This window comes from Candidatus Rokuibacteriota bacterium (genome assembly GCA_016188005.1).
Lineage (GTDB): Bacteria > Methylomirabilota > Methylomirabilia > Rokubacteriales > CSP1-6 > UBA12499.
Window position 1 is genome coordinate 14374 of sequence record JACPIQ010000056.1, and the last position, 26971, is coordinate 41344.

Sequence of the window (26971 nt, forward strand, 5' to 3'; positions counted from 1 at the left end):
CGCCATGACGGTCGGCGACGGGCTCTGGCACAAGGACGCGGTCTTCTACGAGGTGCACGTCCGCGCCTTCAAGGACGGCAACGACGACGGCATCGGCGACTTCGTCGGCCTGACGAGCCAGCTCGACTACCTCAAGGAAGTCGGCGTCGACTGCCTGTGGCTGCTCCCCTTCTTCAAGTCTCCGCTCCGCGACGACGGCTACGATGTCTCCGACTACCGCGCGATCCACCCCGACTACGGCACGATGGACCACTTCGAGCGGTTCCTCGACGCCGCCCATGGCCGGGGCATCCGGGTGATCGCGGATCTCGTGATGAACCACACCTCGGACCAGCACGCCTGGTTCCAGGAGGCGCGCCGCGCGCCCGACTCCCCCTACCGCGGCTACTACGTGTGGAGCGACACCGATCGCGCCAACCGCGAGGCGCGCATCATCTTCGTGGACGCGGAGGCGTCGAACTGGTCCTGGGACCCGGTCGCGAAGGCGTACTACTGGCACCGGTTCTTCCACCATCAACCCGACCTGAACTACGACAACCCGGCCGTCAGGCAGGAGATGCTGGACGTCATGGCCTTCTGGCTCGACAAGGGGCTGGACGGCTTCCGCTGCGACGCCGTGCCCTATCTCTTCGAGCGCGAAGGGACGACCTGCGAGAATCTGCCCGAGACCCACGCCTTGCTCAAGGACATCCGCCGGTGGATGGACACCCGCTACACGGGACGGATCCTGCTGGCCGAGGCGAATCAGTGGCCGACGGACGTACGCGCCTACTTCGGCGACGCGGACGAGTTCCACATGGCGTTCCACTTCCCGCTGATGCCGCGCATCTTCCTGGCCGTGCGCCACGCCGACCGCCGGCCCATCACCGACATCTTCATCCACACTCCCGAGATCCCCGCCGCCTGCCAGTGGGGCCTCTTCCTCCGCAACCACGACGAGCTGACGCTCGAGATGGTGAGCGAGGACGAACGCCGTCACCTCTACTACGCCTATGGTGACGACCCGAGGATGCGATTGAATCTCGGGATCCGGCGCCGGCTGGCGCCGCTGCTCGACAACGATCGGCGGAAGATCGAGCTGCTCACGGCCCTGCTCTTCACCTTGCCGGGCAGCCCGATCCTCTACTACGGCGACGAGATGGGCATGGGCGACAACATTTACCTCGGCGACCGCAACGGCGTCCGCACGCCCATGCAGTGGACCGGCGACCGCAACGCGGGCTTCTCCCACGCTGACACCGCGCGACTCTACCTGCCCCTCATCGTGGATCCCGTCTACGGCTACCAGGCCATCAACGTCGAGGCGCAGCTCCGCACGCCCTCCTCGCTGCTGAAGTGGATGAAGCGCATCATCGCGGTCCGCAAGAAGACCCGCGTGTTCGGGCGCGGGAGCTTGCATTTCCTGCGCCCGGCCAACGAGAGCGTCCTGGCCCACGTGCGGTCGTACGAGGGGGAGACCGTCCTCGCCGTGCACAACCTCTCGAGCGCGGCGCAGCCCGTCGAGCTGGACCTGCGCCCCTGGAAGGGCTACATGCCGATCGAGATGCTCGGCGAGAGCCGGTTCCCCACCATCGGCGAGCTGCCGTACTTCATCAGCCTCGCGCCGTACGGCTACTACTGGTTCCGGCTCCAGTCGCCGTCGCCCGATCAGCTCTTCTATGGCATCGAGTTCGCCCCGCTCTAGCGCCGCCGCGGTCGTGCAGTACCTGGCGGGGCCCGGCGCGACGGGGCTCCGTGCCTTCGTCGAGCGCCAGCGCTGGTTCGCCGCCAAGGCGCGTGGCCTCGGGGTGGTGCGCGTGGAGGACTGGGCCGCGCTCCGCGCCGAGCCCCCGCTCGTCCTGCTGCTGGTCCGCGCGGATGACGATCGCTACTACGTGCCGGTGACGGTCGGGCGCTCGCCAGCGGGCGGCGACCGGACGATCGGCCCGGTCGGCGCCGAGATGCTCTACGACGCGCACTGGGACCCGGACTTCGGCCGCTGGCTCCTGAAGGCGATCTCCTCCCGCCGCACGCTGCCGGGGACCAGGGGGGTCTTCCGCTGCGCGGCGATGGAGCCGTGGGGCGGCCCGTCGGGGGACGAGATGGAGACCCTGCCGGCCACCCCCCACGCCGGGGAGCAGAGCAACACGTCGATCGTCTTCGACCGGCGCCTGATCCTCAAGTCCGTCCGGCGACTGCAGGCAGGCACCAATCCGGAGTTCGAGATGCTGCACTTCCTGGGGGGCCGCGCACGCTTCCCCCACGCGCCGCGGCTCGCGGGCTGGGTGGAGTATGCCGGCGACGGCGAGGCGACGACACTCGCGCTCCTCCAGCAGTTCGTCGTCAACACCGGGGATGGCTGGACGCATGCCCTGGCGCGCCTCGGCCGCCTCTGCGACGCGCTCGATGCCGAGCCCGCGACACCCGGCGAGGTCGAGCCGCGCATGGCCACGCTCGGCGCCGATCTCCTCGCCGAGATCCACCAGCTGGGCGCCGTGACCGGCGGGCTCCACGCGGCGCTCGCCTCGGATCCGTCGCTGCCGGACTTCCGTCCCGAGGCGATCACCCCCGCGGATGCCAGCCGCTGGGGGCGCGGCATCGTGCAGGATCTCGAGCGCCTGGCGGCCGACCTGGAGGCGGCCTCCTCACGGCCTCCCGAGGGGGACCGGGCGGCGCTCGCCCAGCTCCTCGGCGGGCGCGGGCGTATTGAGCGGGCCGCGGAGGAGCTGTGCCTCCTCGCCGACGGCATGACGCACAAGATCCGCTGCCACGGCGACTACCACCTGGGACAGGTGCTCAAGACCGCCGAGAGCTTCGTCGTCATCGACTTCGAGGGGGAGCCGGCCCGCTCCCTGGCGGAGCGGCGCGCCAAGCACTGCCCGCTGCGGGACGTGGCCGGGATGCTCCGGTCCTTCGACTATGCGGCCCATACCACGCTCCTGGCCCGGCCCTTGGACCGGCGGGAGCGGCTGCGCCCCTGGCTCCAGGTGTGGGAGCGGCTGGCCGCCCGCGACTTCATCGAGGGCTACGTGCCGGCGGCCGGGAAGAGCCCGGTCCGCCTCCTGCCGCCTTCCGCGGAGGGGGTCCGGCGGGCCTGCGCGGCCTTCGAGCTCGAGAAGGCGTGCTACGAGCTCCGCTACGAGCTCAACAACCGGCCGGATTGGACCTTCATTCCCCTGGCCGGCATCTCGCGTATTTTGGGAGCGACGCGCGGAGACCGCTGACAGCCAGGAGTTCGACTCCGACGGGCGCCGCGCCGTTCTCGCACGGCGGGACCGGATGGCGACCCGGCCGATGAGAGGACCATCAGCGGAAGATGGGCACCTCGAATCGACGCCCATGGACGGCGACGCGCACCCGCAGATCCCCCGTGGACCCATCGCCGGCCGGGTCCCTGCCGCGGTACGCTCCGGGCTCTGAAACCGGGCTGAGGGGGACCTCCCGCCGTGTTCCGTCGGAGAGCACCGTGAGGAGGGAAACGCTGGCAGCCTCCACGGGCTGGCCGTCGGCGTCCCGCACGCGCGCGGTGTAGACGATGCTCCGGCTGGCGCCTTGCCCTTCGCGCCGGCTGGCGAGTTCGACGCTGGGCAGCCCCGGGAAGACGGGCCCACGATCGACGGGGCCTTCGAGGACCGGGCCCGCCGATGCCCCGGGAGCCGCTGTGGCGAGCCGTCCCGGAAGCGAGGGACCCGGCACGCTCGGGACCCTGCTCCCTGGCGCGGGTGCTGGCGAGACGCGTGTCTCCCCGCCGGACGCGGCGGCGGGGGCCGACGGATCGGCGGGGGCGGCTTCCGGCAAGGCGGCGGTGAGCGGCGGATCGGCGGGGGCGGGGGCGGCCTCCGGCATGGGCGCCGGCGTGATCGCCCGGGACGGGTCCGCCACCTCCCGCGGCGGCCCGAGCGCCACGGCGCCCAGCGCGACGATGGCTACGCCGAGGACTGCCAGCGCCAGCATCAGCGGCCATCGGACGACCTCCCGGAGGCGCTCGGCCTCGGGTTCCCGCGCCACCACCAGCACTCGCTCACGAGCGAGGGACCGCTGCGGCGGCTCTGGCAGACAGACGTACGGCTGTGTGCGCAGGGTCGCCTCGACCTCTTGCCGGTTCCGACGCTCGAGGCCCGTCGACCGGGCCACGCTGTCGGGCGCGCCGGGCTCCCGGCGCCGGTCCAGGACGACCTCCATCTCGCCGGGCGGGGAGGCGTCCGGGGCCAGGGCAACCATCAGGTAGCCCGCCAGCAGCGGATGATCGCGCGATACGATGCAGATATATCGGGCCATGGGCGGCGGCCTCCGTTCAGGCGTCGGTCGACCTCGGACCGCTCGACTAGCGGCCTGGCATGACCTGAATGTTCGTCACGACCTTGCTGCCGTTCTTGTCCTCGTAGCTCACCTTCACGGTCGAGCCGGGCTTGAGGTCGTGGTGGCTCATGCCGCTCGCGAGGGTCAGCTTCGTCCCGTCCTCGAGGGTCAGGAGGCCGGCCGCCGGATCGACACTCTGGACCTTGCCCTGGATCTCGGCCGCCCCGGCCACAGCGGTCAGGATGACGAGTGACGCGATGGCAAGCATCAACGCGGTACTCAGGAGCTTCCGCATCGGATTCACCTCCTTCCTGGTCAGGGCGCGCGCTGGCGCCCCGAACCGGTGGAATGGGGCAGTCGCGTTGCCGACGACACCAGGCAACCGCGATGCCAGGTGGGGATCGTGCGCCAACGCGCGTTGTGGCCGGCAGATGCGCGACGCGCGACGGCGCGTGCGGGGGCGGAGGTCCGAGGACCGGGAAGGAGTTACACGTCCGGCTCTGTAAGTCCTACCCGGCTGAGGCGGGGCCGCCTGGTGTCGCGCTGGCGCGTTGCGCAGCGGGGTATGATCATGATGAGGTCTCATTGGAGGTCAAGATGCCTCGGATGGCAAGCCTCGGGTGGGTCGTGCTGGTCGGTGGGGTGGCGCTGGGCGGCGTCGCAGGCTGCAGCCTGAGCCGGCTCTGGGAGCCGACGCGCGAGCAGATCCTCGAGCGGATCCTGCCGTCCTCCGTGCAGATCGTGATCGAGCAGCGGGAAGGGCGGCGCGTCCGCGCCGGCTCGGGGGTGGCCGTCGGCGTGAAACACTCCCCCCGGGGAGCGGACTGCCTCGTGCTGACCAGTGGCCACACGCTGTCCGGTCTCGTCGATCGCGGCGACGTCTACGCGCTCTTCGGGCGCCACAATGGCGCGGGGACCAAGCTACCGGCGGCGGTGCTGGCACATTACGATACGCCGGAGCTCGATGTGGCCGTCCTCAGCGTGGGGACCGACCGGTGCGCGCCCGCCCGGGCGGCGTGGCCGCCGACACTCGGGGAGGCGGTCTGGGTCGTGGCCTTCCCCTGGGGCGGGTACATGACCCTGGCCACCGGCGTGGTGAGTCAGGTCCAGCTCGGGGAGACGCAGGACGGCGGGCGGCCATCGCGCTTCATGATCGATGCCCTCGTTGCGTATGGCGCGAGCGGGAGCGGCGTCTATCAGGCGAGCACGGGGCGGCTGCTCGGCATCGTCGAAGGCTATGGCACGGCGCGGGTCGCCGGGGGGGGCGGTCCCTCCGGCTGGTACATCGACGTGCCCATGCCGGGGCAGACCTTCGTCACGCCCGTCACCGATGTCGAACGTTACCTGCGGAAAGCTGGCCACCTGGACCTGCTGCTCCGGGACGACTGAGGCGGCCGGCGCGGGCGCTTCCATCGCCGCGCGCAGCACGGCGCATCAATCCCTCCCGGCCCACGCGGCCCGAGCCGGAACCGCTATGCTGATGCTCTCCCTATGCAGGCGGTGGAGGATCCGCTTGCGCAGCTCGTGCTGTACCCGGTACTGGTCCACGAACGTCTCGACGTGGTAGCCGACCGTGAAGTCCAGGGAGTACTCACCGAAACCCGGAATGAGACTCACGGATGGAGCGGGGACGGCGAGCAGTCCGGGAACGTGCCCGACCGCTCGGGTTGCCTCATCGAGGAGCAGCGCTTCCACGTGGTCGGCATCCACCGAGTACTCCACGCTGACCTTCAGGCCCATCCCCACCCGGGGCTCGGGGAGGGCGTAGTTCGTGATGGTCGCCCGCGCCACCGCCTGGTTCGGCACGATGATGACGTTGTTCGCGAGCGACCGGATGCGCGTGGAGCGCCAGCCGACGTCGATCACGAATCCCTCGCCGTTGTCGCCCACCTTGACGTAATCGCCGACCCGGATCGGCCGGTCGGCGAGGAGATGGACGCCGGCGAACACGTTCGCCAGCGTGTCCTGGAGGGCCAGGGCGGCCGCCAGCCCCCCGACGCCGAGGGCCGTGAGGATGGGCGTGATCTGGATCCCCAGAGTCGACAGGAGCACCAGGACGCCCACGATGACCACCGTGGCGCGGGTGATGGTCTGCGCGAGACCGGTCACGGAGCCCCCGAGTGCCCCGCGCTCGACGGCCCGGCCCGCGAGGCGTCCGGCGAGCCCGGCCACCGCGAGCGTGATCGACAGGATCACGGCGATCTCGAGGAACAGGCGGAGATGGTCGTGCCATCGAGTGGGCAGGGGCGAGATCTCCTCGAGGACCTCGTTCCCGACGTAGAGGCCCAGGAGGGCGCACCACCAGAGCGATGGCACTCGGATCGCGTCGGCGCCGGCGCTCAGCAGCTCCGCCTGCGGCGTCCACCGGCGGGTGCCCGCGAGGATGATCCGGCGCAGCGCGAGGGCTGTCACGGTCGCCGCGATGAACGCGCTCGCGGCCCAGAATGCCGGCCACAGGTTCATTCAGCTCCCTCTCTCGTGACCCGCCTTGCTAGCGCCGGTCCGGCGGCGCCTCGCGTCCCTGCCGTCACCACCTCGCGCTTGGCCTGGCCGGGCTCCCGGCGCATGACGAACTCCAGGTCGAGAATGGCGAGCGCGTCCACGAGGCCGGTGTAGCTCAGCTCGGCGTGGGAGGCCATGGTGGGTCCCACGAAGCCCTGGCGCCTCCACTCGTCGGACTTCTGCTGCACTTTCAGCCTCGTGGCGTCCCATGCCGGGTTGCCGAAGATGTCGAGGTATTCACGGCTGAAGGTTCCGCCCGGATCCATGGAGAATGCCAGGCACGAGACGAGGGGAAGGCAGTAGGGGCCCGCCACGGCGGTGTTGGCCGCGACGGGCATGATGGGCATCACGTGAGAGCCCCGACAGTCGCCGGTGACGAAGTGGCCCAGGGTGTAGGGCTCTACGAGCTCCTCCGGCGCGGGGAAGATGCCCTGGGTCCGCACGATGGCCACCGGGTCGTCCTTGCCCGTGTACTTGCCCGCGATGTTGTGCAGCCGCGTGGCCGACGCCGACACGATTTGCTCGTCCGGCTTGTGGCGCGAGTGGATGGACTCGATGGCGAAGCGGTCGGCGTCCTGCAGCAAGCTCGCGACGTCCCATATCCGCTCCGGGACATCCAGCCGGATGACGCGGTCGCCGTCGTGGCCCTTGTGGTCCATGTCGATGATGGTCACCGTGAATCCCTTGTGCAGTTTGGGGCTCAGCAACAGGCCGCCGTTGTGCATGGGGTCGCAGAAGACGGTGTAGAGGGGATAGTTGTAGGCGCCGGGTCCGCACTTGTCGGCGGCGAAGACCAGGAAGGCCTCGGCGGGCCGCTCGGGGCTCGCGGGATCACGCTCGAACTCGATCTCGGCCACCGCCGGGCCGGCTCCGCGCACGTTTCCCGAAGGGGCATTCACGAGCAGGTCCTGCCCCGCTCCGTACATGCCCGCCCGGCGGGCCTCGTCAGTGGCCGCGAGGAAGCTGTCCCAGGCGAACCGGTGGACCTCGACCGCCCCGACGCCCCGCCGGTGACTCATGATGATCGCGATGTCATCACCCGTGTGGGTGACCAGCCCGTCGATCACGAGCTGGCTGCGGCTCGCCGCGCGGAGCCGGTCGCGCACCGCCTCGAGCATGCGCTCGGACGGCTTCGTATGCCCACCGATCGACCCTACGTCAGCCTTGATGACCGACAGCGTGATCTTCACTGGGGGCCTCCTTCGGTGCGCGACCGGCGGCCGCGGCAGCTACGAGCGGATCTACCTCTTCGGCTCCGCCTCCTTGCCGGCAGGCGGCATCTGGCGCGAAGGCGCCTGCTCCGTGCCCGGCTTCATGGAGTCCTTGGCCGCCTGCACCTGGATTGCGGTCACCATCTTCTGGCCGCCCTGATCCTGGAAGGTCGCTTTCACGCTGGCGCCGGGCTTGAGCTCCTGGCGCGCGACCTTGAGCGTGGCCGGGATCACGAGCTGGGTGCCGTCCTCGAGGGTGACCAGACGCCCCGCGGGGTCCACGCTCTTGATCTTGCCCTCGATGTCCGCGGCCCACGCCGGTGCCGAGACCAGAACGAGCGCCGCGACGAGGCCCAGGGCTGTCACACTCCATCGTCTCCACATGGTCGTTTCCTCCCTATCTTGCTGGTTGGTTCGCGTTCCGGCCGAATGCCGAACATCCCTGGGGGCCCGTACAGCAAGGGTCCTGCCAGGGCCCGCCGCGCTGTGCTAGCCCCAAGCAAGTCCGGGCGATAGGGGGAACGAGGCGGGAGACTGGTGGAGGACAGGGCGACAGCGGGCGGGAGATCTTACACCTTCCCGGAAATACTTACTTGCAGGAACGTGGGGGGCGAGCGGTCCACCGCCCGCCCCCCCTCCCGGGCACCAGACTACTGCGCCTTCGGACGCGGCTGGGGAGCCGCCTCCGGAGGGGGCGCCATCACTTCGATCCGCTTCGCGACGCTCTTGCCTTCCCGCACCTCGTAGGAGGCTTTGACCTTGGCTCCCTCGCGGATATCTGCGAGCGACGCCTGCCGGCCTTCCAGCTGGATCTGCGTCTCGTCTGTCACCGCGAGGGTCCTGCCGAAGATGCCCCAGAAACCGGTAGAGAACTGCACCGTTCGTGATGCCGTGTCGATCTTCTTCACGGTCCCTTCCAGCTCGCCCAGCACGGGCTTCGCAGGTGGACCCTGCTGCGGCGCCGGCTGTAACTGGGCGTGTACGGGCGCCGAGGCAACCACCAGGACCGCCACAACCGAGACCAGGATCATCAGGCGACGGAGCATGATCAGTCCTCCTTTTCTGCCGTCCGTGAGCGCGGCCGCATCTTGCTGTCCCCTGGGAACGCAACGTTCCCCTCTCTCTGCGCAGCAACTCGCGTGCCAGCCTCGCGCGGAGGCCTTCTGCACATGCGCCGCCTCAAACCTCACTCCGGACGGCGGGAGCCGGCGCCCGGAAGCGCGCATGGGGCCTGGCCCGCGCGGAGCGCGCCGAGGGCGACGGGCTCGCCCTCGACCATCACGGACGCGGGACCGGCCGTGAAGCGCTCGGCCCGCGCCAGCCGGCGCTCCAGGATCCGGCTCAGCAGGGAGAGGGAGTAGCAGCAGACGAAGTAGACGATCGCGACGAAGGTGTAGATCTCGTACGAGCGGTAGACGCGGTTGTTCACGTTGTTGGCCGCCCGGAAGAATTCGGTGACACCGATGATGTAGGCGAGCGAGGTGCCCATGAACAGAGCGACGAAGCGGTTGACCAGCGCCGGCACCATGTTCTTGATGGCCTGGGGCAGGATGACGAACCGCATGGCCCGGAGGTAGGTCAACCCACAGGCGCGCGCCGCCTCCATCTGGCCTCGAGGCACCGACTGGATGCCGGCGCGGATGACCTCGGCCATGTAGCTGGTGTTGAAGGCGATGAGCGCCAGGAGCGCGGCCTTCAGGGGCGTGGTGGGCTGGCCGGTGAGCACCGGCAGCAGGAAGAAGACCCAGAAGATCACCATGATCAGGGGTATGGTCCGCATGACGTCGACGTAGAGGATGGCGGGCCACCGCAGCCACCGGTAGGGCGACAACCGCAAGATGGCGAAGGCAGTGCCGGCGGCGAAGCTGCCGACCATGCTGATGGAGGCCAGGATCACCGTCCACTGGAGCCCGGACAGCATGTAGGGCAGGTTCTCGACGATCACCCCGACGTCCACGCTAGCCGATCCTCAGGTCGAGCCGGAGCGCGCGCTCGAGCCGATTCATGCCGAGCACGATCGTGAAGGCGAGCACGACATAGAGCAGGGTGATGGCGGTCGCGGCCTCGAACCCGCGGAAGGTCTGGGACTCGATCTGCTGGGTCTGGAACGTCAGCTCGGTCAGGCTGATGGTCATGGCGATGGAGGAGTTCTTGATGACGTTGATGAACTCGATGGCGAGCGCCGGCACGATCCGCATGAGGGCCTGGGGGAAGATGACGTGGCGGACCACCTGGTAGGCGGTCATTCCGAAGGACCGCGCGGCCTCGAACTGGGTGCCGGGAATCGATTGGATCCCGGCGCGCACCACCTCGCCGATGTAGGCACTGGTATAGGCCGTGAGCCCGAGCAGGGCCGCTGGCCAGGTTTCCAGCCCGACGGCGAAGTACCAGAAGAAGAGCTGCACGATCAGGGGGATGTTGCGGAAGAACTCGACGTAGGCGGTGAGGGCCCGGCGGAGCCACACGACCTCCGAGCTGCGGCCGAGCCCGACCAGGCTACCCAGGACGAGGCTCGCGGCCATGGCCGCGGCCGACAGCTCGACGGTCAGGACCAGGCCGTTCCAGAGCAGGTGGCGATAGGTGAGGAGGACGCTCCAGTCGAACTGGTACGCCATCGTCCTGCCGCTGCCGGCCCTGCCTCAGCCGGGCCTAGAGCTTCCAGGGGTAGATCTTGAGCTCCCGATCGGGGTCCACGCCGAAGTGCTTGCGGTGGAGCGCCTTGTAAGTGCCGTCCTCCCACATCTCGATGAGGGTGAAGTTGATGAAATCGCGCCATGCCGAGTCGTTTTCCCTGACGGCGATGCCCATCGGCGCTTTCGCGGTGGCACCCGGGATCACCTGGAGCTCGGGGTGGTCCTTGGCGAAGACATAGAGCGGGACGTCGTCATCGACGTAGGCGTCGGCCTTGCCCTGCTTGACGGCCAGGACGGCCTGGGGCTTGTCCTGGAACACGAGGACCTTGGCCTTGGGCTGCTCCTGGAGGACCTTTTTCTCCCACGGGGTGCCCTGCGTGAACGTGACGGTCCTTCCGGCCAGGCTGGCGTAGCCCGTGATGCGCGAGCCCTTCTTGATGAGGAAGCTGCCGCCGCTCACGAAGTACGGGATCGTGAAATCGACCACCTTCTCGCGCTCGAGCGTGATCGTGAAGCTCGCGGCCAGGACGTCGACGGTGCTGTTCTGGAGCATCGGGATCCGGTTCGCCGAGGTCACCGGCCGCAGGTCCGACTGGACGCCGAGCTTCTTCGCCAGGTACTGCATGATGTCGATGTCGAACCCGACGACCTTGCCATCCTTGTCGGTGTAGCCGAAGGGCGGGTAGTCGGCCTTGACCCCCGCGACGAGGGTGCCGCGCTTCTTCACGACCTCGAGCGTGGATTCGGCGGCCGCGAGACCGGTCGCGGTCAGCAGTGTCACCACGGCGAGAGCCATCACGGCGAGAATGTGGGAACGCTTCATGACTCCTCCTTTGTGAGCGGTTGCCTCAGTGCACCAGGATCTTGCTGAGGAACGCCTGGACGCGCGGATTCGTCGTCCGCGCGAAGAAGCCAGCGGACGGGGCGTCCTCCGCCACGCGGCCCCCATCGAGGAACACCACGCGGCCGGCCACCCGCCGCGCGAAGCCCATCTCATGGGTGACCACCAGCATGGTCATGCCCTCCCGGGCCAGTCCCACGATGACCTCGAGAACCTCGTCGATCATCTCGGGGTCGAGCGCGGAGGTGGGCTCATCGAACAGGATGATCTTCGGCTCCATGGCCAGCGCGCGCGCGATGGCCACGCGCTGCTGCTGCCCGCCGGAGAGCTGGCTCGGGTAGGCCTCCGCCTTGTCGGGGATCCCGACCTTGGCGAGGAGCCCGCGGGCGTCCTGCACGGCCCGCGCCCGGGGCTGGCGCCGGACGATCACGGGCGCCAGGGCGATGTTGTCGAGGGCCGTCATGTGCGGGTACAGGTTGAAGGCCTGGAAGACCATGCCGATCGAGGCGCGGAGCCGCAGGAGGTCCGTGCCGCGCGCATCGAGGGGGACGCCATCGACGATCACGCGGCCCCGCTGCACGGGCTCGAGCCCGTTGACGCAGCGGAGCAGGGTGCTCTTGCCCGAGCCGGAAGGGCCGCAGACCACCACCACCTCGCCGGCCCGCACCTCGAGGTCGATGCCAGCGAGGACGGGCCGCGTCCCGTACCACTTGCTGACGCCCTGAAACTCGATCATCGCGCCCCGGCGAGGGTGTCGAGTGTCGCGGTGATGGCCGCGTCGAGGATCTCCGCGGCGCGGTCCATCTGCTCCTCGGTGGTGTAGAAGGGCGGCACGAACCGGAGCACGCTGCCGTTCCGGCGCAGGCTGAAGAGGAGCCCCCGCGCGAGGCAGTGCTGGGTGATCCCCCGCCCCGCCTCGAAGTGGGGCGCCTTCCCCTCCCGGTCCCGCACCAGCTCGATCCCCTGGATGAGGCCGCGCCCGCGGACGTCGCCGATGATCTCGTGCTTCGCCGCGAGGGCCTCCAGCCGGGTCTTCCAGCTCTTGCCCACGCGCTGGGCCCGGTCGGGGAGGCTGTCCTCGACGATGAGGGTCAGGCTCGCCAGGCCCGCGTGGCAGGCGATGGGATCGTTGGTGTGCGAGTGCCCGATGACGAGGCCGCGCGAGGAGACCACATCCTCGATCTCCGGGGTGGTCACGACGCCGCTGATCTCCAGCCCCCCGCCGAAGTGCTTGGAGAGGGTCAGGATGTCGGGGATGACGCCCTCCTGCTCGCAGGCGAACATGGTGCCGAGCTTGCCGAGGCCCGTCTGGGCCTCATCGAAGATCAGGAGCATGCCGCGGTCGTGGCAGGCGGTCCTGACCGCCCCGAGCCACCCCGGCGGCGGCTCGATGACGCCCCCCGCGCTGAAGAGCGGCTCGGTGATGACCGCCGCGAGGTTGCCCGTTGACTGGGCGTCCAGCAGCTCCATGCTGCCCTTGAGGCAGGCCAGCTCGCAGGAGGGGAACGTCTGGTTGACGGGGCAGCGGTAGCAGTACGGCGCCATCATCGCGTAGCTGCCCGGGATCATGGGCCCGTAGCCCGCGTGCCAGCCGGCGAAGGTCAGGGCGCGCGAGGCCTCGGAGAAGCCGTGGAAGCTCACGTGCGGGCTCGCCACCTCGAAGCCGCCCGTGTACTTCTTGGCGATGGTCACGGCCGCCTCGTTCGAATCGCTGCCCGAGCCGAGGAACATGGACTTCTTCAGGGGGCGGGGAACCACGGTGCCCAGGCGCTCCGCCAGCGCGATCTCGGCGACGTTGAAATAGCTGCTGCTGGCGTGGATCAAGGTGTCGCAGCTCTCCTTGATGGCCTCGACGATCCGGGGATTGTTGTGGCCGAGCGCGGCGCACATCTGCCCCGAGTTGAAGTCGAGGTAATCCTTGCCGTTGACGTCCGTGACGACCGAGCCCCGGCCGCGCTCGAAGACGGGGCCGGCGATGGTGCGCTTGTCCATGCGGCCGCGGAAGCTGTACTCGTTGGCCTTGGCGAGCAGCTCGGCCTCGCGGGGACTGCTCGGGGCGACGCTGGCGTCCGGGTGAACGTGTGGGATACTCATGCGGGCTCCTTTGCTCAGGCGATCTGCGGGTTGTTGGTCAGGAAGTGGTTCAGCTCCGCGAACGCCCGCTCGGCGCTCTCCCGGGCAGAGCGGCCGGCGGCCGGGGCGTCGCCCCCCTCCAGCGCCCGAAGAATCCGGCGGTGCTCCTCGAGCGAAACCGGCAGGCGGCCGGGCAGCGACATCGCCATGTGGCGGTAGCGGAGGGTGGCCTTGCCGAGGCTGTCGAGGAGGGCGATCAAGCGGCGATTGGGGCAGGCCTCCCGGATGACCGCGTGGAAGCGGATGTTGAGCTCGAAGTAGCTGCGGACGGCGCCCTCGCGGACGGCAGTGGCCATCTGGTCGAGGACGTCCCGCATGCGGCCGCGGGCGTCGGCGGTCAGGTGCTGCGCGGCCCGGGCCGTGTACAGCTCCTCTAGGTAGGCGAGGATCTCGAAGATGTCGGCGACCTCCCCCGGGGTGATGGCGGCCACGTGGACCCCGCGCGTGTCGCTGGCCACCAGGCCCTCGCGCTCGAGCAGCCGGAGGGCCTCGCGGACCGGGGCCCGGCTGACGCGGAAGCGCGCCGCCAGCTCCAGCTCGACGAGGCGCTCGCGCGGCTTGCGCTCGCCGGCAATGATCTCGGCCTCCAGGCGCGCCGCGATCGCATGGGCGCGGGAGAGCTTGCCCCCCCGGCGCCCGGTCTGGCTTCTTGTCGCCCGCCGTGTCGCCAGCATTGTCGACAATCGACCCAGCGGGAGTCTGCCCCAGGTCCCATGGCGCCGTCAAGAGGAATCGGCAGGCGCAGCTGATCGGCGTCTGCCGACGGAGACGCTCGCCAGGACCCCTGACCGATCCGACGGGCATTCGCCAGATCCTGGCCCACCTTCCGGCCTTCCAGGCCGGTCTGACTCACTGTCGGCGACGTGCTTGAGCACGTGGGTGACGTGGGAGCCGTCATCGCTGAGGTCGCGCGTGTCCTGCTGCCTGGCGGCATCTTCTTCGTTCGACACCATCAATCGCACCTTTCAGGCCAGGCTCCTCTACATCAAGCTGCTCCAGGAGTGGTCGTGGACGAGCTTCATGCCGCCCAACCTGCACGGCTGGGACATGTTCATCAAGCCCGAGGAGCTCAGGGCGCAGCTCGCGGCGCACGGGCTCGAAAGCCAGGAGATCGTCGGGATCAGCCCTGGGTCGAGGAACCCCATCCGTCTGATCCGTACGCTCCGCCGGCGAAAACTGGGCCGGATCAGCTTCGGAGTTCGGCCGCAGCGCCGGGCTCGTGGCGAGCAAGGATACGTCTGTGGGGTACATGGGCTACGCCCGAAAGCCTGGCGCGGCGGGCTGAGAGGACCCGTCACGACGTCCCGGGGCGCCGGAGCGGCCCGATCACCAGCGGGTGCCGAGGCACGCGCCGTCCGGCTCGAGCTGGCCCTGGAGCGCGCGCACGTCGAGACCGCCCAGCCGGGTGACGCGCCCCTGCAGGTCGTCGCCGACGCCGTGGATCACCGCGCCGGCCGGGCGTCCGCCGCCGAGCGGTGGACCCGATGCTCTAGACCCGAGCGGGGGGTGCCCGCCGCGCCGAGCGAGCCTTCGGCCGCGGAGGCCTCATCCAGCGACGCCCCCAGCGGTCCACTGCCTCGATCACGCCGTTGAGCGTCCGCCCCTTCTCGGTGAGCTCGTACTCGACCCAGGGAGGAATGTGCGACACGACGTGGCGGAGCAGCATCCCCTCGGCCTCGAGCGCCGCCAGCCGCTTGCGGAGCGTGCGCGAGTTCACGCCGCCCAGCGCGTGGGCGAGCTCGTTGAATCGCTTCTTGCCGTCCACGAGCACGCGCAGGACGTGGAGCGTCCACTTCTGCCCGAGCAGGTCCATGGTCGCGACGACTGGACAGAAGACGTCCTCGTGGGACTCGCTCGCCGGCGTCGGGCGGGCCGCTTCGCGCGTGTTGGGCTTGCGCATCTGACTGGTCTTGGTGTACCACAGCCGGCCGCCGTCCGGAAACCAGAAGATTGCACTTGACACAGTAGTGCGCAATACATAAGAATGCGCAGGAGAAAGACGCGTGCCTGGCAGCGACACCACAACTTCAAGGAGGCAGTGCCGATGCTCAAGACGACGGTCGCGCCGCTGACCACGTGGGGCCTGTTGCCGCTGCGTCTGGTCGTCGGCCTCGTGTTCCTTGTCCACGGCGCGCAGAAGCTGTTCCAGTTCGGACTCGGCGGCACGGCCGGATTCCTCGGAAGCCTCGGCGTTCCCGCCCCCACGCTCGCGGCCGTGGTCGTGATCGCCGTGGAGCTCCTCGGCGGGCTCGCGCTGATCTCCGGCGCCTTCACGCGCGTCGTCGCGCTCGTGCTCGCCGTGCACATGCTGGTCGCGATCGTGCTCGTGCACCTCACGGCTGGTTTCTTCCTGCCGAAGGGCTACGAGTTCGCGCTGACGCTGCTCGGCGCGAACCTCACGCTGTTCCTCACCGGAGCTGGCGCCGCGTCGGTGGACGCCGCGCTCGGGCCGCACCCCGGGGCCCGCGCTCGCGGCTGAGCCGTCCCCGGCACTCAGGCGCCGCGGGCGCCACGATCAGAAAGGAGATGCGATGGCGACGAAGGTGACGATTCTGAAGGACGGACCTCTCATGGTGAAGGGCCAGATCGAGGTCCTCGACCCGCAGGGCCAGCCGATCACCACCAGCACCGACACGGCCTACTTCTGTCGTTGCGGCGCGTCCGGCAAGAAGCCGTTCTGCGACGGCGGCCACAAGAAGGTCAGCTTCCAGGGCTGAGGGCACACCGGGGCGCTCCCTCTTGACCCCGCCGGGGCCCACGAGGGAGGATGGCAGCCATGCTGTGGCTGGGGATCCTGGCCCTGCTGGCGGCAGGCTGCGCCGGCATGCCGCCCGAGCAGCACGCGCGCGAGGCCGCCATGTGGGAGGTGGCACAGCGATGCCAGGCGCGCTTCGGAAGCGTCGCCAGCATCGACCAGATCGACGGCCACGGGCGCCTCCGCTACACCTGCCACGGCTCCTGTCCGGAGCGGGAGGCCTTCGGGGCCTGCTACGCCGCGGGCGTGCAGGAGGTCCTGCAGTCAGGCGTCGTCAGCGCATCGGGTCACCTCTCGACGGCCAGCCGCGCCGTGCGGCGCACCGAGGTGCCGGTGACCCTGTCCGACAACCGGATCCTGGTCCCCGTGACCCTCAACGGGAGCCAGACCGTCACTCTCCTGCTGGACACGGGCGCGAGCGCCTCCCTGCTCGACCCTGCCGTGGCCCGCCGGCCGGGCCTCGCGCCGGGCACGAGGGCGCCAAGCATGAGCGCGGAGCTCGTAGGCGGACGGCGAATCACGATCCCCGTGGCGCGCCTGCGCTCGCTCCGCGTCGGCGAGCTGGCCGTGGAGGAGCTGGACGTGGGCATCTACGAGGCGGCACCGGGGCGGCCGGACGTGCAGGGGCTCCTTGGGGGAGACTTCCTCCGGAACTTCCGGGTCACCGTCGACCCCGCGGCGAAGCGGCTCATCCTCGAAGTACCCTGATCAGAAGCGGATGCAGACCTTGCCGAAGTGCCGGCCCGCGGGCAAGGCCGTGATCGCCTCGCCGACCTGCTCGAAGGCGAACACGCTGTCGTCGATGGGCGGCCTCGTCTGCCACAGCTCCATGGCGCGCACCATGTCCTCGAAGAGCTCGCGGCTGCCCACGGTGACCCCCTGCATGCGGATGTTCTGGGTCACGACGGGGCCCAGCGCCAGGCTGGCGGCCACGCCGGAGAGCACGCCGATCAGCGCGATGGTCCCGCTGCACCGCACCGCGCGCACGGAGGACTCGAGCGTCCCCGCGCCGCCCACCTCCACGACGAGATCGACGCCGAGCCCCCCCGTCACCTCGCGGGCCACCTTGTGCCACTCGGGGGTGTTGCGGTAGTTGACCACGTGGTCGGCGCCCATGGCCTTCAGGCGCTCGAGCTTGGCATCGCTCGACGAGGTGGCCAGCACGCGGGCTCCGTGCAGCTTGGCGATGAGCAGGGCGAAGAGGGAGACGCCGCCGGTGCCCTGCACGAGGACCACGTCGCCGGCCTTGACACCGCCCTGCGTGACGAGCGCGTTCCAGGCCGTCACGGCGGCGCAGGGCAGCGTGGCGGCCTCGAGCGCCGTCATGTGCCGGGGCGCGCGGACCACGCCCTCCTGGCGGAGGACCATGTGCTCCTGCATGACCCCGTCCCGCGGTCCGCCGAGCACCTCCGCCCAGTGCTCCTCCCGGATGGGTCCGCTCGCCCATGTCTGGCCGAAGATGGGGCAGACGAGATCGCCGACGCCGACCCGGGTGACGGAGGCGCCCACCGCCACCACCCGGCCCGCGCCATCCGACAGCGGCACCAGCGGCAATGCTCCGCTCCGCCGGCCGTAGCCGCGCCGGGCCATGATGACGTCGCGGTAGTTCACCGAGGCGGCTTCCATCCGGATCAGCACCTGCCCCGGTCCGGGCTCGGGGCGCGGCCGCTCAGCCAGCCTGATGTGCTCCGGACTCCACTCGTCCTGGATCTGCATGACCTTCATCATCGTGTCCTCTCCTCTCGCGAACCCCGTCACACGATTCGCCCGATCACCGTGGCGGCGAACTGCCGCAGGAGCTCCTCCCGCTCGACAAAGCCCTGGCCAGGCACCTGCGGGACCATCACGAGGCGTCGCACGCCGGGAACGCCGGCGATGGCCCTGGCCCGCTCCGCGACCTCGGCGGGCGTCCCCGCCAGCGCGAAGAGGTCGATGAGGCGCTCGGGGACGAGCCGCCGATGTCGGGCCGCCGCACTGGCGTGCTCTAGGACGATGGTCGGCACCGGCTGGTTGCCGAAGATGGCGACGTCGACCTGCAGTCCCGCGCGGCTCACCGGGCGCCGCCTGGCGTGTCCGGCCCGGGGCGGGCGGCGGCGAAGGGCAGCGCCATGAGGGCGCACATGACCAGCGTGACCTCGGAGTCGCCGAAGTTGTACTCCGACAGCCCGGCGCCGAGGAAACCGACGGCCGCGGCCATGCTGCCCAGGACGAGCGCGCGTCCGGCGTGATCGTCCCGCGGCCGGGCCCGGAGGAGCCCCGCCGCCCGGACGAAGAAGGCGACCCAGATCCACAGCCACGCTGCCAGCCCCAGCACCCCGCGCTCCACGAGGATCTGCAGCGGCGTGTTGTGCACATGCCCCGTGCGCTTCTTGAAGGCCTCGGGCAGGGCGAACTCCGCGTAGCGCCGCTTGACCCCCCCCGGCCCCACCCCGAGCCACGGCCGCTCCGCCCACATCCGAATCCCGCTCTGCCACATGTAGCGGCGCTCCTTGACGCCGGCTTCCGCCGGATCGCCCATGGACCGCAGCCGGTAGCCCAGCGGTCCGGGCGCCAGCGCCGCGATGGCGGCCACTGCGAGGAGGGCCGCGGCGACGACCAGGCGCCGCCGCCGCGCCAGGGCGACGACGGCCATCACACCCAGGGCGAAGCCGAGCCAGGCCCCGCGGGTGTAGGTGGCTCCGAGTCCGAGCAGCATCGCCAGCCAGGCCAAGCCGCGCCAGGCCCGGCCCGGGCCCACGAGCAGCCGCGGAAGGGCCGCCAGCAGAACCACGTTCAGCACCCCCGCCAGCGTCATGTAGATGCTGAAGGCCCCGCGCGCGCGATCACAGCGGTGGAAGAACCAGCGGAGCAGCCCGGGGCTCGACGGCTCCCCCGGGCAGGCGAGGACCTGGACAAGCCCCATGCAGGCGGCGGCGGCCGCCACGAGCGTGAGGGCGGAGAGGAAGCGCTGCGCCGCCGCATCGCCGGCCACGGCGTCGGCCGTCACCCAGAGTGCCGCCCCCATCAGGAGGCCCCGGGAGGCCGCGAGGCTTGCCCCTGGCTCGGCGGAGAGCGCCGCCGACAGGAGCGTGGCGGCCGCGAAGGCGCAGAGGGGCCCGACGAGCGGCCACGTCTGGCGCGCGCGAACCGTGGGATCGCGGAGCCGCCAGAGCCAGAGCAGCGTCAGCGCCGCCAGCGCTGACTGGGAGAGCGTGATCGAGAACCCGAGCCCCAGGACGAACGCCCCGAGCAGGGCACGGCGCACGATGATCACGGGGTGCCGGGGCAAATCACGAGCCAGTGAGTTGCCCCGGCACTAATAGGCGTTCCGGTCGAAGAGGACGCGCAGCACCGTGAGCCCGATGATCTTGAGGTCGAACCAGAACGACCAGCGCTCGATGTACTCGAGATCCAGCGCGATCCGCTTCTCGAGGGAGGTGTTGCCACGCAGCCCATTGACCTGGGCCCAGCCCGTGATGCCCGACTTGACCTTGTGGCGGAGCATGTAGTGGGGCACCGTCTGCCTGAACCGCTCGACGAACACCGGACGCTCGGGCCGCGGCCCCACCACACTCATCTCCCCCCGGAGCACGTTGAGGAACTGGGGGAGCTCGTCGATGCTGAAGCGCCGGAGCAGGGCCCCGAGCGGGGTCCGCCGCGGGTCGGCCGCCTGAGCCCAGACCGGCCCGGATTCCTGTTCCGCGGCCACCCGCATCGTGCGGAACTTGAGCATCCCGAAGCGCTGGCCGTCGAGCCCCATGCGCTCCTGGCGGAAGAGGACCGGTCCCCGCGACGTGACCCGGACCAGGCCCGCGACGGCGAGCAGGACGGGTGACAGGAGCGCCAGCGCGGCCCCGGCGAAGCCGATGTCGAAGGCGCGCTTGGCCACCTGGCTCCAGCCGTGCAACGGCGAGTCGCGCAGGTGGACGAAGGGGATCCCATCGAACTCCTCCACGCCCCCGCGGAGCGAGGTGAAGCGGAAGAGGTCGGGCACCACGTGGATCGCCACGGGCTCGTCGCCAATGGCGTCGAGGAGCCCCGGCAGCCGCGCGTAGTCCTCGTGGGCCAGCGCGAGGATGACGTGATCCACGTCGCGCGCCCCGAGGATGGCGCCCAGGTCCGCGTAACCGCCGAGCCACGGCACGCCCGCGCGCCCCTCCTTCTGGTCGCCCACGATCCCCATCACCTGGATGCCCACGTCCGGGCGCGCGCGCAGCCGCTCGATGACCGTGCCCCCCAGCTCGCCGCTGCCCACCACGAGCGCGAAGCGCTGGTTGTAGCCCTGGCGCCGAGCGAAGCGCAGGGCCTCGCGAAACACGGAGCGGGCGATGGAGACGGCGGCGATGGAGAAGAGCCAGAAGTAGACGATGACCACGCGGGAGTAGTCGTACTCCCGGAAGAAGAACGTCATGACGGCCACCAGCACCAGGGCCGCCACGGACGAGGCCTTGGCCACGTCGGCCACCTCGGACAGCCGCGAGCCGATGCGCCGGGGCCGGTAGAGGTCGAAGGCGCGGAAGGAGATACCCCACACGACGAGGATGGGCACCACCATGAGGAGGTAGGGGCCAAGAGGCGGCACCTCCTGGTGGCGCAGCGGCGGGCCGGCGAGGTAGAAGCGGGTGAGGTAGGCCAGGAACCAGCAGCCGAGGACGACGAGGAGATCCCCTGCCAGCGTGACCTGCTCGAGGAGCCGCGAGTGGGCCTTCAGCACGGGAGGCGCTCCGACATCCGCGCCCGGAGGTAGGTCTCGACACGCTCCTTGAAGAGCGGCCGGTCGAAGGCCTCGGCGCGGCGGCGGAGGGCCTTGGGCTCGAACTGGTGATCCTCCCACTCGAAGCGCTCGATGGCGCCGGCCAGGTCGTCCACCGTCTGGCGCTCGAAGAAGAGGCCCGTGGGAGGCTCGGGGCCTCCGGGCGGGACGACGGTCTCCAGCACCCCCCCCGCGCCCAGCGCGATGACCGGCCTCCCCGAGGCCATGGCCTCGAGCGGCGTGATGCCGAAGTCCTCGAGGGTCGGGAAGAGGAGGGCCCGGCAGCGCGCGAGCAGACCCGCCACCTCCGCGTCGTCCCGCCAGCCCAGGAGCTCCACCGTGGGCCCCGCGAGCCGGCGGAGCCGCGCCTCCTCGGGGCCCGTCCCCACCACCACGAGACGGCGCCCGAGCCGCCCCGCTGCCTCCACGGCCAGGTCCACGCGCTTGTAGGGCGTCAGCGCGGAGACGACCAGGTAGAAGTCGCCCGGGGGCTCGTCCGGGTGAAAGCGCGCCACGTCCACCGGCGGATAGATCACGTCGGCGTCGCGGCCATAGGCGCGGCGGATGCGGCCGGCGATGAAACGGGAGATGGCCACGAAATGATGGACGCCGGCAGCCGTGCGCCGGTCCCACCGGCGGAGCCAGGCTGCGAGCGCCGGCATCAGCGCGCGGGTGACGGGCCCCGCCCGCCGGCCGAAATAGTCGTCGTAGAGATCCCAGACGTAGCGCATGGGCGTGTAGCAGTAGCAGACGTGGAGCGCCCCCGCCGGGACGCGCACGCCCTTGGCGACGGCGTGGCTTCCAGAGAGGATCAGATCGTAGCCGCGAAGGTCGAGGCTCCGGATGGCCGCGGGGAAGAGGGGGAGGTACGCGCGGTAGCGCTGGCGCGCCCCGGGCAGCCGCTGGACGAAGGAGGTGACCACGCGGCGGCGCTCGATGATGGGCGACACCGAGCCCGGGACGTGCAGCAGCGTGAACAGGTCGGCGTCGGGGAAGAGCTCGCAGAACACCTCGAGGCAGCGCTCCCCGCCCCGCATCCCGGTCAGCCAGTCGTGGATCAGCGCCACTCTCATGGCCGCCCCCGGGCCCGGGAGCTCAGCGCGGCGAAGGAGGGGTCCGCCGGCGCCAGTAGTCGAGGAGGTCGCTGAGCGTCTGCTCGAAGGGGATCTCCACCTTCCAGCCCGTGGCCTTGTGCATCCTGGAGGGATCGCCCTCGAGCACCATGACGTCGGAGGGGCGGAGCCGCGCGGGATCGGTCTCGACCTGGATCCCCTTCACCGTGGACTGATCGAGGAGGAAGTCGAGCACCTGCTGGATGGCCCAGGTGCGCCCCGAGCAGAGGTTGTAGACCTCGCCGGGCTCGCCGTGCTCCAGGAGCAGCCAGTAGCCGCGCACGATGTCGCGCACGTCGGAGTAGTCGCGGCGCGGCTTGAGGTCGCCCACGTGGATGACGGCCTCTCGCAGCCCCGCCTCGATCTCGGCCACCTGTTTGGCGAAGTTGGAGGTCACGAAGACATCGCCTCGACGCGGCCCCTCGTGGTTGAAGGCGCGGCTCCTGATGATGGGCAAGCCGTAGCTCTTGAAGTACTGGTACCCCATCGTATCCTGGGTCACCTTGCTCACGGCGTACGGCGACAGCGGCCGCAGCGGATTGCTCTCCTTGATGGGGAGCTCCTCCGGGTAGCAGAGGCCGTACTCCTCGCTGCTGCCGACGACGAGGAGGCGGGGGCAGATCTTGAGCCCCCGGATGGCCTCGAGCAGGTTCACCTGCGAGAGGATGTTGATGCTCAGCGTCTCCGCCGGCGCCTGCCAGGAGGCCCCCACGAAGCTCTGGGCGGCGAGGTGGACCACGTAGTCGGGCTGGGCGGTCTCCAGGAGCCCGCGCACGGAGGAGAGATCACGCAGGTCCGACTCGATCAGGGTGATCTTCGATCGCAGGTGGTCGATGTTCTCCGTCTTGCTCCGCCAGCGGGCCGACCCGAACACCTGGGCGCCGCGGGCCAGGGCGAACTCGGTCATGTGGCTGCCGACGAACCCCGTGATTCCGGTGATCAGTACTCGCATCCGTCTCAGTCTCCCGCCGCCCGGGCTGTCGCGAATCTCTGCGCGAAACGACCCGCATTATAACCTAGACGCGACGCAGTCGGACGCTGGAAAAGCCCGCAGGACCTCGCGGTAGAGCGTGGCGACCTCGGCCGCCATGCGATCGGCCGAGAAGTGCCTGGCCACGCGCGCCCGCCCCTCGGCCCCCATGACGCCTCTCCGCGCGTCGTCCCCCAGGAGCGCCCCCACCGCCGCGGCCAGCGCCCGCGGATCCCGCGCCGGCACCAGCAAGCCGGTCACGCCCTCCTCGACCACATCGACATGCCCCGGCACCCGGGTGGCGACCACGGGAACCTCGCAGGCCATGGCCTCGAGGAGCGTCAGCGGCAGCCCCTCTCCGAGCGAGGCGGAGGCGTAGACATCCATGGCGGGCAGGCACCGCGCCGCGTCGGGAATGGCTCCGGCAAAGACCACCCGCCCGTGGACCCCGAGCGCGGCGGCGCGCGCCCGCAGCTCCCGCTCCCCGCCCCCCTGCCCCACGAGCAGGAGCGCCACCGACGGGAAGCGCGCGGCCAGCGCGGAGAGTCCCTCCAGCAGGACGCCGAGCGCCTTCACCGGGTCGAAGCGGGCGATGGTGCCGATCACGAGCGCCCGGGGCGGGAGCCCGAGCGCCTCGCGGGTCAGCGGCCGCTCTCCGGCGAGGGCCCTCACCCGCGCCAGGTCGATCCCGTTGACGATCACCCGGGAGCGGTTCACGGGTGAGAGCCCGAGCGCTCTCGCCTCGCGCGCCTGACTCTCGGAGACATGGACGAGGGTGTGTGTGAGGCGCGCCAGCCCACGCTCGAGTGCGAGGTACCCCCAGCGCAGGCCCGGCGGGTACCCCGAGTAGTGCAGACCGTGAAAGGTGTGGATGGCCGGGATGCCTACCGCGCGGGCGCCGAGCCTGCCGTACAGCCCGGCGCCCTTGCCGTGGGAATGCACCAGCCGGATCCCGTGCCGGCGGACGAGGCGGACGACCGCGCTCAGGGCGCCCGGCGAGAGCCGGTCGGAGGCCACCTCCACCACGTGGGCTCCGAGCTGTCGAAACGTCTCCACGTACGGGCCCCCGCCCGGCGTCCCGACGCTGACGGCGAACTCCGTCCGCGGCAGCCGCGCGATCACGTCGCGGACATGGGCAGGCCCACCGCCGAGCTCCGACGAGACGAGCAGCTCGAGCACCCGTATCGGGGCTGACACCTCAGCGCCCCAGCGCCGCCCGCAGCCCGCGCCGCAGCGCCGCGGGCAGCGCGAGCGCCGCGGCCGGGCGCAGGGCGTGCACCGCGCAGCGCCAGGGATAGTCGCCGCGGCGGATCGCCTGCCAGCGCACCCGGGCCTCCGTGCGCAGGCGGTCTCCCTCCCGCTCGATCGAGACCCGGCCGGGCAAGAGCCGCCGGACCACGAGCACATCGCGCAGGTTGGCCATGCGGGTGGCGCGGCTCAGGCGCATCCACAGGTCGTAGTCCTGGGCCACCGGGAGCGTCTCGTCGTAGCCGCCTGCCCGCTCGCAGAGCCAGCGCCGCAGCATCACCGAGGAGTGGACGAAGGGGTTCTCGCGGATCAGCGCGCGCCGGAGGGCGGCATCGTCCTCCGGGGGGCGGACCACGCGCACCTCGCGTCCGGCGCCGTCCACCTCACGCGCCGCCGTCCCCAGGAGCCCCACCTCCGGGTGGGCGTCGAGGAAGACGCGCTGGCGAGCCAGCCGTTCGGGCAGCGCGAGGTCATCGGCATCGAGCCGGGCCACGAGAGGGGCCCGGGCCAGCCCCAGCGCCCGGTTCAGCGCGGGCGTGAGCCCCCGGGGCTTCCCGCGCTCCAGCCTGAGCCTCGGATCGGGCACCGCCTCGAGGAGCCCGGGGGTCCCGTCGGTGGAGCCATCGTCGATCACGATGAGCTCCAGGTCTCCGGCGGTCTGGGTGAGCACGCTCTCGACCGCCTCCCGCACCCAGGGGGCGCCGTCCCGGACGGCCATCAGCACCGATACCGCGGGCGCGCTCACGCCGGGGCCCGCCGGGCCTCCAGGGCCAGCACCCGGGCCCAGTGCCTCACACCGGGCAGCCGTCCGAAGCGCCGCTCGAGGCGGAAGCGGCGCTCGGCATCCGGGGCGACCCGCCGGGAGCACGGGATCCAGTAGCCCGAGACGCGCACCCCGGTGAAGCCCGCTCCGCGGCACAGCCGGCCCAGCTCGCCGCGGGTGACGAAGTCGTGGGTCGCCCAGTTGCGCTCGTCGGTCCAGAACTCGCGCGCGTGATAGGTGGCCAGGTACTTGCGGAAGAGGCGGGCGGCCCGGAGCAGATTGTGGTGGGGCTCGAGCAGGTAGAGCCGCCCCGCGGGCCTGAGCGCCCGGGCCAGCGTCGCGAAGACCTCGGGGCGCCGGTGGAAGTGGTGGAGGCTCTGGATGACCAGCGCCGAGTCGAAGGCGCCGGCGGCGACCCCGGCGGCCCAGGTCTCCGCGGTGGCGGTCACCACCTCCACGTTGGCCAGCCCCTCCGCCCGGCAGCGCTCGCGCAGCAGGCGCGCGAGGTCGGGGACGGGCTCCACGGCGAGGACGCGCTCGGCCCGGCGGGCGATGAGCGCCGTGAAGTAGCCGCTGCCGGCCCCGAGCTCCAGTGCGCGGCCATAGCCCTCGGGAGCCCAGTGGGAAGCGACGAGGGGCTGCGCCGGGTACTCGTGCTGTTCCGCCTCGGCGTAGCCGTGGATGCTGTCGTAGGCGGCGGCCCTCTCCCCGGAGTAGATCTCCTCGTTGAACGCGCGGTTGATCCGGTCGAGCCGCTCGCGCGAGGCGGGCGACAGGAGCGCGAGCTTGAGCGGATGGGGCAGCAGCAGGTACAGGAGATAGTTCCGCCGCCCGATCTCGATGCGGATCACCGCTTGCGGAACACGAGGTTGAAGTACGGGAGGGCCAGAGAGGGGCTCTGCCCCGCCGCCGCCAGGAGCGCGCAGCAGATGGCGAAGAGCGGGAGCACGGCCCGCCGGGCGCGCGAGCGCGCGGTGTCGCGGAAGAAGCGCCAGCCGTAGCCCGCCGCCTCGGTGGCATCCTCGAGGCCGGCCCCGCCCGTCGAGGGCAGGCACTCACGGAGCGAGGCGTTGCGCCAGCCCGTCCCGTCCGCCGTGAACTCCTCGTAGGGCACCGCCCGGAACGTGCCGGCCCTGAGAGCCCGCGCGTAGCGGTACGCGAGCCCAGACGGCAGCCACTGCACCAGCGGCAGCCCCACCGAGTGCGTCTCGAGGGGAAAGAGCCGATTCGGCGTGTCCAGGATGGCGATGTGGCCGCCGGGCGCGAGGACGCGGTAGTACTCGTCCACCTGCGCGCGCCGGGTGCGCACCGGCAGGTGCTCGATCACGCCGATGACGAGGACGAGGTCGAAGGCGCCATCGGCATACGCCAGGCGCTGCGTCTCGTCGTTGCCGAGGAGCGCGACCTCCCGGACCCGGCCGAGACCGAGCTCCTCGACCTTGGCGCGGACCATGGCGACGAAGGCGGGATCCGTGTCGAAGGTCGCGATCCGGGCCACCTCGGGCTGCTCGGCCACGTACTCGGTGATGTGGCCGAAGGAGCAGCCGACTTCGAGCACGGACAGGCCGCGGGCTCCGCGGCCCCGGAGGTAGCGGAACAGCGGCTCCAGGAAATGGCGGCCCCGGCTCTCCTTGAACGGGAAGTAGAGCGCCGCGCGGCGGGCCCCCTTGCGCTCGACGAGCATGCGCACGACGCGCTCGCTGTAGGCCGTGCTGTACTCGTGGCCGGCGACGGTGAGCACGCGCCGATCGCCGAGGTCGCGGAGCCGGTAGTCGGGTTCGCTCATCCCTGGC

Annotated in this window: 29 protein-coding genes; 6 read left to right on the forward strand and 23 right to left on the reverse strand. The window is 70.8% G+C overall.

The window, feature by feature from the left end:
* Positions 1–4 precede the first annotated feature (4 nt).
* Both treS and HYV93_10660 read left to right on the forward strand, forming a co-directional pair.
* Positions 5–1684, forward strand: coding sequence for a maltose alpha-D-glucosyltransferase (gene treS, locus HYV93_10655; protein MBI2526434.1), 1680 nt, complete (start codon positions 5–7; stop codon positions 1682–1684).
* On the forward strand, positions 1659–3203 hold the full coding sequence (locus HYV93_10660; GenBank protein MBI2526435.1) for a phosphotransferase: 1545 nt from the start codon (positions 1659–1661) through the stop codon (positions 3201–3203). Before treS ends, HYV93_10660 begins: the two co-directional genes overlap by 26 nt.
* A gap of 82 nt (positions 3204–3285) precedes the next feature.
* Here HYV93_10660 and HYV93_10665 read toward each other — a convergent pair whose 3' ends face one another.
* Positions 3286–4257: a hypothetical protein gene (locus tag HYV93_10665; GenBank protein ID MBI2526436.1), complete on the reverse strand. Its 972-nt coding sequence runs from the start codon at positions 4255–4257 to the stop codon at positions 3286–3288.
* Positions 4258–4303: 46 nt separating this feature from the next.
* Positions 4304–4573 (reverse strand): DUF1344 domain-containing protein, encoded by a 270-nt coding sequence (locus HYV93_10670; GenBank protein ID MBI2526437.1) that lies wholly within the window; start codon positions 4571–4573, stop codon positions 4304–4306.
* A 311-nt stretch (positions 4574–4884) separates the two neighbouring features.
* Between HYV93_10670 and HYV93_10675 the strand changes: the two genes are divergently transcribed.
* Complete coding sequence (locus HYV93_10675; protein ID MBI2526438.1) at positions 4885–5667, forward strand: trypsin-like peptidase domain-containing protein; 783 nt, start codon at positions 4885–4887, stop codon at positions 5665–5667.
* A gap of 45 nt (positions 5668–5712) precedes the next feature.
* On the opposite strand, the gene HYV93_10680 is transcribed toward HYV93_10675, so the two are convergent.
* The 11 genes from HYV93_10680 to HYV93_10730 all read right to left on the reverse strand — a co-directional run bounded on the left by HYV93_10680 (position 5713) and on the right by HYV93_10730 (position 15498).
* Positions 5713–6741: a mechanosensitive ion channel family protein gene (locus HYV93_10680; protein MBI2526439.1), complete on the reverse strand. Its 1029-nt coding sequence runs from the start codon at positions 6739–6741 to the stop codon at positions 5713–5715.
* Positions 6738–7970 (reverse strand): fructose 1,6-bisphosphatase, encoded by a 1233-nt coding sequence (locus HYV93_10685; GenBank protein ID MBI2526440.1) that lies wholly within the window; start codon positions 7968–7970, stop codon positions 6738–6740. Before HYV93_10685 ends, HYV93_10680 begins: the two co-directional genes overlap by 4 nt.
* Positions 7971–8021: 51 nt before the next feature.
* On the reverse strand, positions 8022–8375 hold the full coding sequence (locus tag HYV93_10690; GenBank protein ID MBI2526441.1) for a DUF1344 domain-containing protein: 354 nt from the start codon (positions 8373–8375) through the stop codon (positions 8022–8024).
* Positions 8376–8641: 266 nt separating this feature from the next.
* The gene (locus tag HYV93_10695) at positions 8642–9037 is read right to left on the reverse strand and encodes a hypothetical protein (GenBank protein ID MBI2526442.1); all 396 of its coding nucleotides are present in this window, start codon (positions 9035–9037) and stop codon (positions 8642–8644) included.
* 140 nt (positions 9038–9177) lie between these two features.
* Positions 9178–9948, reverse strand: a complete 771-nt coding sequence (locus tag HYV93_10700) for an amino acid ABC transporter permease (GenBank protein ID MBI2526443.1) — start codon at positions 9946–9948, stop codon at positions 9178–9180.
* Between the two features lies 1 nt (position 9949).
* Complete coding sequence (locus tag HYV93_10705; GenBank protein MBI2526444.1) at positions 9950–10606, reverse strand: amino acid ABC transporter permease; 657 nt, start codon at positions 10604–10606, stop codon at positions 9950–9952.
* Between the two features lie 34 nt (positions 10607–10640).
* The gene (locus HYV93_10710; protein ID MBI2526445.1) at positions 10641–11447 is read right to left on the reverse strand and encodes a transporter substrate-binding domain-containing protein; all 807 of its coding nucleotides are present in this window, start codon (positions 11445–11447) and stop codon (positions 10641–10643) included.
* A gap of 25 nt (positions 11448–11472) precedes the next feature.
* Positions 11473–12201: an amino acid ABC transporter ATP-binding protein gene (locus HYV93_10715; protein ID MBI2526446.1), complete on the reverse strand. Its 729-nt coding sequence runs from the start codon at positions 12199–12201 to the stop codon at positions 11473–11475.
* Positions 12198–13559 carry an aspartate aminotransferase family protein gene (locus HYV93_10720; GenBank protein MBI2526447.1) on the reverse strand — a complete coding sequence of 454 codons (1362 nt, stop codon included), beginning with the start codon at positions 13557–13559 and terminating at the stop codon, positions 12198–12200. Before HYV93_10720 ends, HYV93_10715 begins: the two co-directional genes overlap by 4 nt.
* Positions 13560–13573: 14 nt before the next feature.
* Positions 13574–14272 (reverse strand): FCD domain-containing protein, encoded by a 699-nt coding sequence (locus tag HYV93_10725; protein ID MBI2526448.1) that lies wholly within the window; start codon positions 14270–14272, stop codon positions 13574–13576.
* A gap of 815 nt (positions 14273–15087) precedes the next feature.
* Positions 15088–15498: a helix-turn-helix transcriptional regulator gene (locus HYV93_10730; protein MBI2526449.1), complete on the reverse strand. Its 411-nt coding sequence runs from the start codon at positions 15496–15498 to the stop codon at positions 15088–15090.
* Positions 15499–15642: 144 nt separating this feature from the next.
* On the opposite strand from HYV93_10730, the gene HYV93_10735 reads away from it, so the two are divergent.
* Genes HYV93_10735 through HYV93_10745 form a run of 3 tightly spaced genes read left to right on the forward strand, consistent with a single transcriptional unit; the run spans position 15643 to position 17061 of the window.
* Positions 15643–16077, forward strand: coding sequence for a DoxX family protein (locus HYV93_10735; GenBank protein ID MBI2526450.1), 435 nt, complete (start codon positions 15643–15645; stop codon positions 16075–16077).
* A 52-nt stretch (positions 16078–16129) separates the two neighbouring features.
* Positions 16130–16315 carry a CDGSH iron-sulfur domain-containing protein gene (locus tag HYV93_10740; GenBank protein ID MBI2526451.1) on the forward strand — a complete coding sequence of 62 codons (186 nt, stop codon included), beginning with the start codon at positions 16130–16132 and terminating at the stop codon, positions 16313–16315.
* Between the two features lie 59 nt (positions 16316–16374).
* A complete protein-coding gene (locus HYV93_10745; GenBank protein ID MBI2526452.1) occupies positions 16375–17061 on the forward strand; it encodes a retropepsin-like domain-containing protein in 687 nt (228 codons plus the stop codon).
* Here HYV93_10745 and HYV93_10750 read toward each other — a convergent pair whose 3' ends face one another.
* From HYV93_10750 to HYV93_10795, 10 genes are read right to left on the reverse strand one after another with little or no spacing between them, the layout of a single operon-like run.
* The gene (locus HYV93_10750) at positions 17062–18078 is read right to left on the reverse strand and encodes an NAD(P)-dependent alcohol dehydrogenase (GenBank protein ID MBI2526453.1); all 1017 of its coding nucleotides are present in this window, start codon (positions 18076–18078) and stop codon (positions 17062–17064) included.
* Between the two features lie 29 nt (positions 18079–18107).
* Positions 18108–18407, reverse strand: a complete 300-nt coding sequence (locus HYV93_10755; GenBank protein MBI2526454.1) for a hypothetical protein — start codon at positions 18405–18407, stop codon at positions 18108–18110.
* Entirely contained in the window at positions 18404–19606 is a 1203-nt protein-coding gene (locus tag HYV93_10760; protein MBI2526455.1) for an O-antigen ligase family protein, read from the reverse strand. Before HYV93_10760 ends, HYV93_10755 begins: the two co-directional genes overlap by 4 nt.
* A gap of 42 nt (positions 19607–19648) precedes the next feature.
* Entirely contained in the window at positions 19649–21046 is a 1398-nt protein-coding gene (locus HYV93_10765; GenBank protein ID MBI2526456.1) for an undecaprenyl-phosphate glucose phosphotransferase, read from the reverse strand.
* The gene (locus HYV93_10770; GenBank protein MBI2526457.1) at positions 21040–22122 is read right to left on the reverse strand and encodes a glycosyltransferase; all 1083 of its coding nucleotides are present in this window, start codon (positions 22120–22122) and stop codon (positions 21040–21042) included. Before HYV93_10770 ends, HYV93_10765 begins: the two co-directional genes overlap by 7 nt.
* A 58-nt stretch (positions 22123–22180) precedes the next feature.
* The gene (locus HYV93_10775) at positions 22181–23149 is read right to left on the reverse strand and encodes a GDP-mannose 4,6-dehydratase (GenBank protein MBI2526458.1); all 969 of its coding nucleotides are present in this window, start codon (positions 23147–23149) and stop codon (positions 22181–22183) included.
* A 57-nt stretch (positions 23150–23206) separates the two neighbouring features.
* Complete coding sequence (locus HYV93_10780; protein MBI2526459.1) at positions 23207–24364, reverse strand: glycosyltransferase; 1158 nt, start codon at positions 24362–24364, stop codon at positions 23207–23209.
* Between the two features lies 1 nt (position 24365).
* Positions 24366–25160 carry a glycosyltransferase gene (locus HYV93_10785; GenBank protein ID MBI2526460.1) on the reverse strand — a complete coding sequence of 265 codons (795 nt, stop codon included), beginning with the start codon at positions 25158–25160 and terminating at the stop codon, positions 24366–24368.
* Positions 25157–26029, reverse strand: a complete 873-nt coding sequence (locus HYV93_10790) for a class I SAM-dependent methyltransferase (protein ID MBI2526461.1) — start codon at positions 26027–26029, stop codon at positions 25157–25159. The genes HYV93_10785 and HYV93_10790 overlap by 4 nt, the downstream gene beginning before the upstream one ends.
* Positions 26026–26964 (reverse strand): class I SAM-dependent methyltransferase, encoded by a 939-nt coding sequence (locus HYV93_10795; GenBank protein MBI2526462.1) that lies wholly within the window; start codon positions 26962–26964, stop codon positions 26026–26028. Before HYV93_10795 ends, HYV93_10790 begins: the two co-directional genes overlap by 4 nt.
* Positions 26965–26971: the final 7 nt, after the last annotated feature.

Coding starts and splice junctions, on each gene's coding strand:
- treS (MBI2526434.1), top strand. CDS start 5: ATGACGGTCGGCGACGGGCTCTGGCACAAGGACGCGGTCTTCTACGAG.
- HYV93_10660 (MBI2526435.1), top strand. CDS start 1,659: ATGGCATCGAGTTCGCCCCGCTCTAGCGCCGCCGCGGTCGTGCAGTAC.
- HYV93_10665 (MBI2526436.1), bottom strand. CDS start 4,257: ATGGCCCGATATATCTGCATCGTATCGCGCGATCATCCGCTGCTGGCG.
- HYV93_10670 (MBI2526437.1), bottom strand. CDS start 4,573: ATGCGGAAGCTCCTGAGTACCGCGTTGATGCTTGCCATCGCGTCACTC.
- HYV93_10675 (MBI2526438.1), top strand. CDS start 4,885: ATGGCAAGCCTCGGGTGGGTCGTGCTGGTCGGTGGGGTGGCGCTGGGC.
- HYV93_10680 (MBI2526439.1), bottom strand. CDS start 6,741: ATGAACCTGTGGCCGGCATTCTGGGCCGCGAGCGCGTTCATCGCGGCG.
- HYV93_10690 (MBI2526441.1), bottom strand. CDS start 8,375: ATGTGGAGACGATGGAGTGTGACAGCCCTGGGCCTCGTCGCGGCGCTC.
- HYV93_10695 (MBI2526442.1), bottom strand. CDS start 9,037: ATGCTCCGTCGCCTGATGATCCTGGTCTCGGTTGTGGCGGTCCTGGTG.
- HYV93_10705 (MBI2526444.1), bottom strand. CDS start 10,606: ATGGCGTACCAGTTCGACTGGAGCGTCCTCCTCACCTATCGCCACCTG.
- HYV93_10710 (MBI2526445.1), bottom strand. CDS start 11,447: ATGAAGCGTTCCCACATTCTCGCCGTGATGGCTCTCGCCGTGGTGACA.
- HYV93_10715 (MBI2526446.1), bottom strand. CDS start 12,201: ATGATCGAGTTTCAGGGCGTCAGCAAGTGGTACGGGACGCGGCCCGTC.
- HYV93_10720 (MBI2526447.1), bottom strand. CDS start 13,559: ATGAGTATCCCACACGTTCACCCGGACGCCAGCGTCGCCCCGAGCAGT.
- HYV93_10725 (MBI2526448.1), bottom strand. CDS start 14,272: ATGCTGGCGACACGGCGGGCGACAAGAAGCCAGACCGGGCGCCGGGGG.
- HYV93_10730 (MBI2526449.1), bottom strand. CDS start 15,498: ATGCGCAAGCCCAACACGCGCGAAGCGGCCCGCCCGACGCCGGCGAGC.
- HYV93_10735 (MBI2526450.1), top strand. CDS start 15,643: ATGCTCAAGACGACGGTCGCGCCGCTGACCACGTGGGGCCTGTTGCCG.
- HYV93_10740 (MBI2526451.1), top strand. CDS start 16,130: ATGGCGACGAAGGTGACGATTCTGAAGGACGGACCTCTCATGGTGAAG.
- HYV93_10745 (MBI2526452.1), top strand. CDS start 16,375: ATGCTGTGGCTGGGGATCCTGGCCCTGCTGGCGGCAGGCTGCGCCGGC.
- HYV93_10750 (MBI2526453.1), bottom strand. CDS start 18,078: ATGAAGGTCATGCAGATCCAGGACGAGTGGAGTCCGGAGCACATCAGG.
- HYV93_10770 (MBI2526457.1), bottom strand. CDS start 22,122: ATGCGGGGCGGGGAGCGCTGCCTCGAGGTGTTCTGCGAGCTCTTCCCC.
- HYV93_10775 (MBI2526458.1), bottom strand. CDS start 23,149: ATGCGAGTACTGATCACCGGAATCACGGGGTTCGTCGGCAGCCACATG.
- HYV93_10795 (MBI2526462.1), bottom strand. CDS start 26,964: ATGAGCGAACCCGACTACCGGCTCCGCGACCTCGGCGATCGGCGCGTG.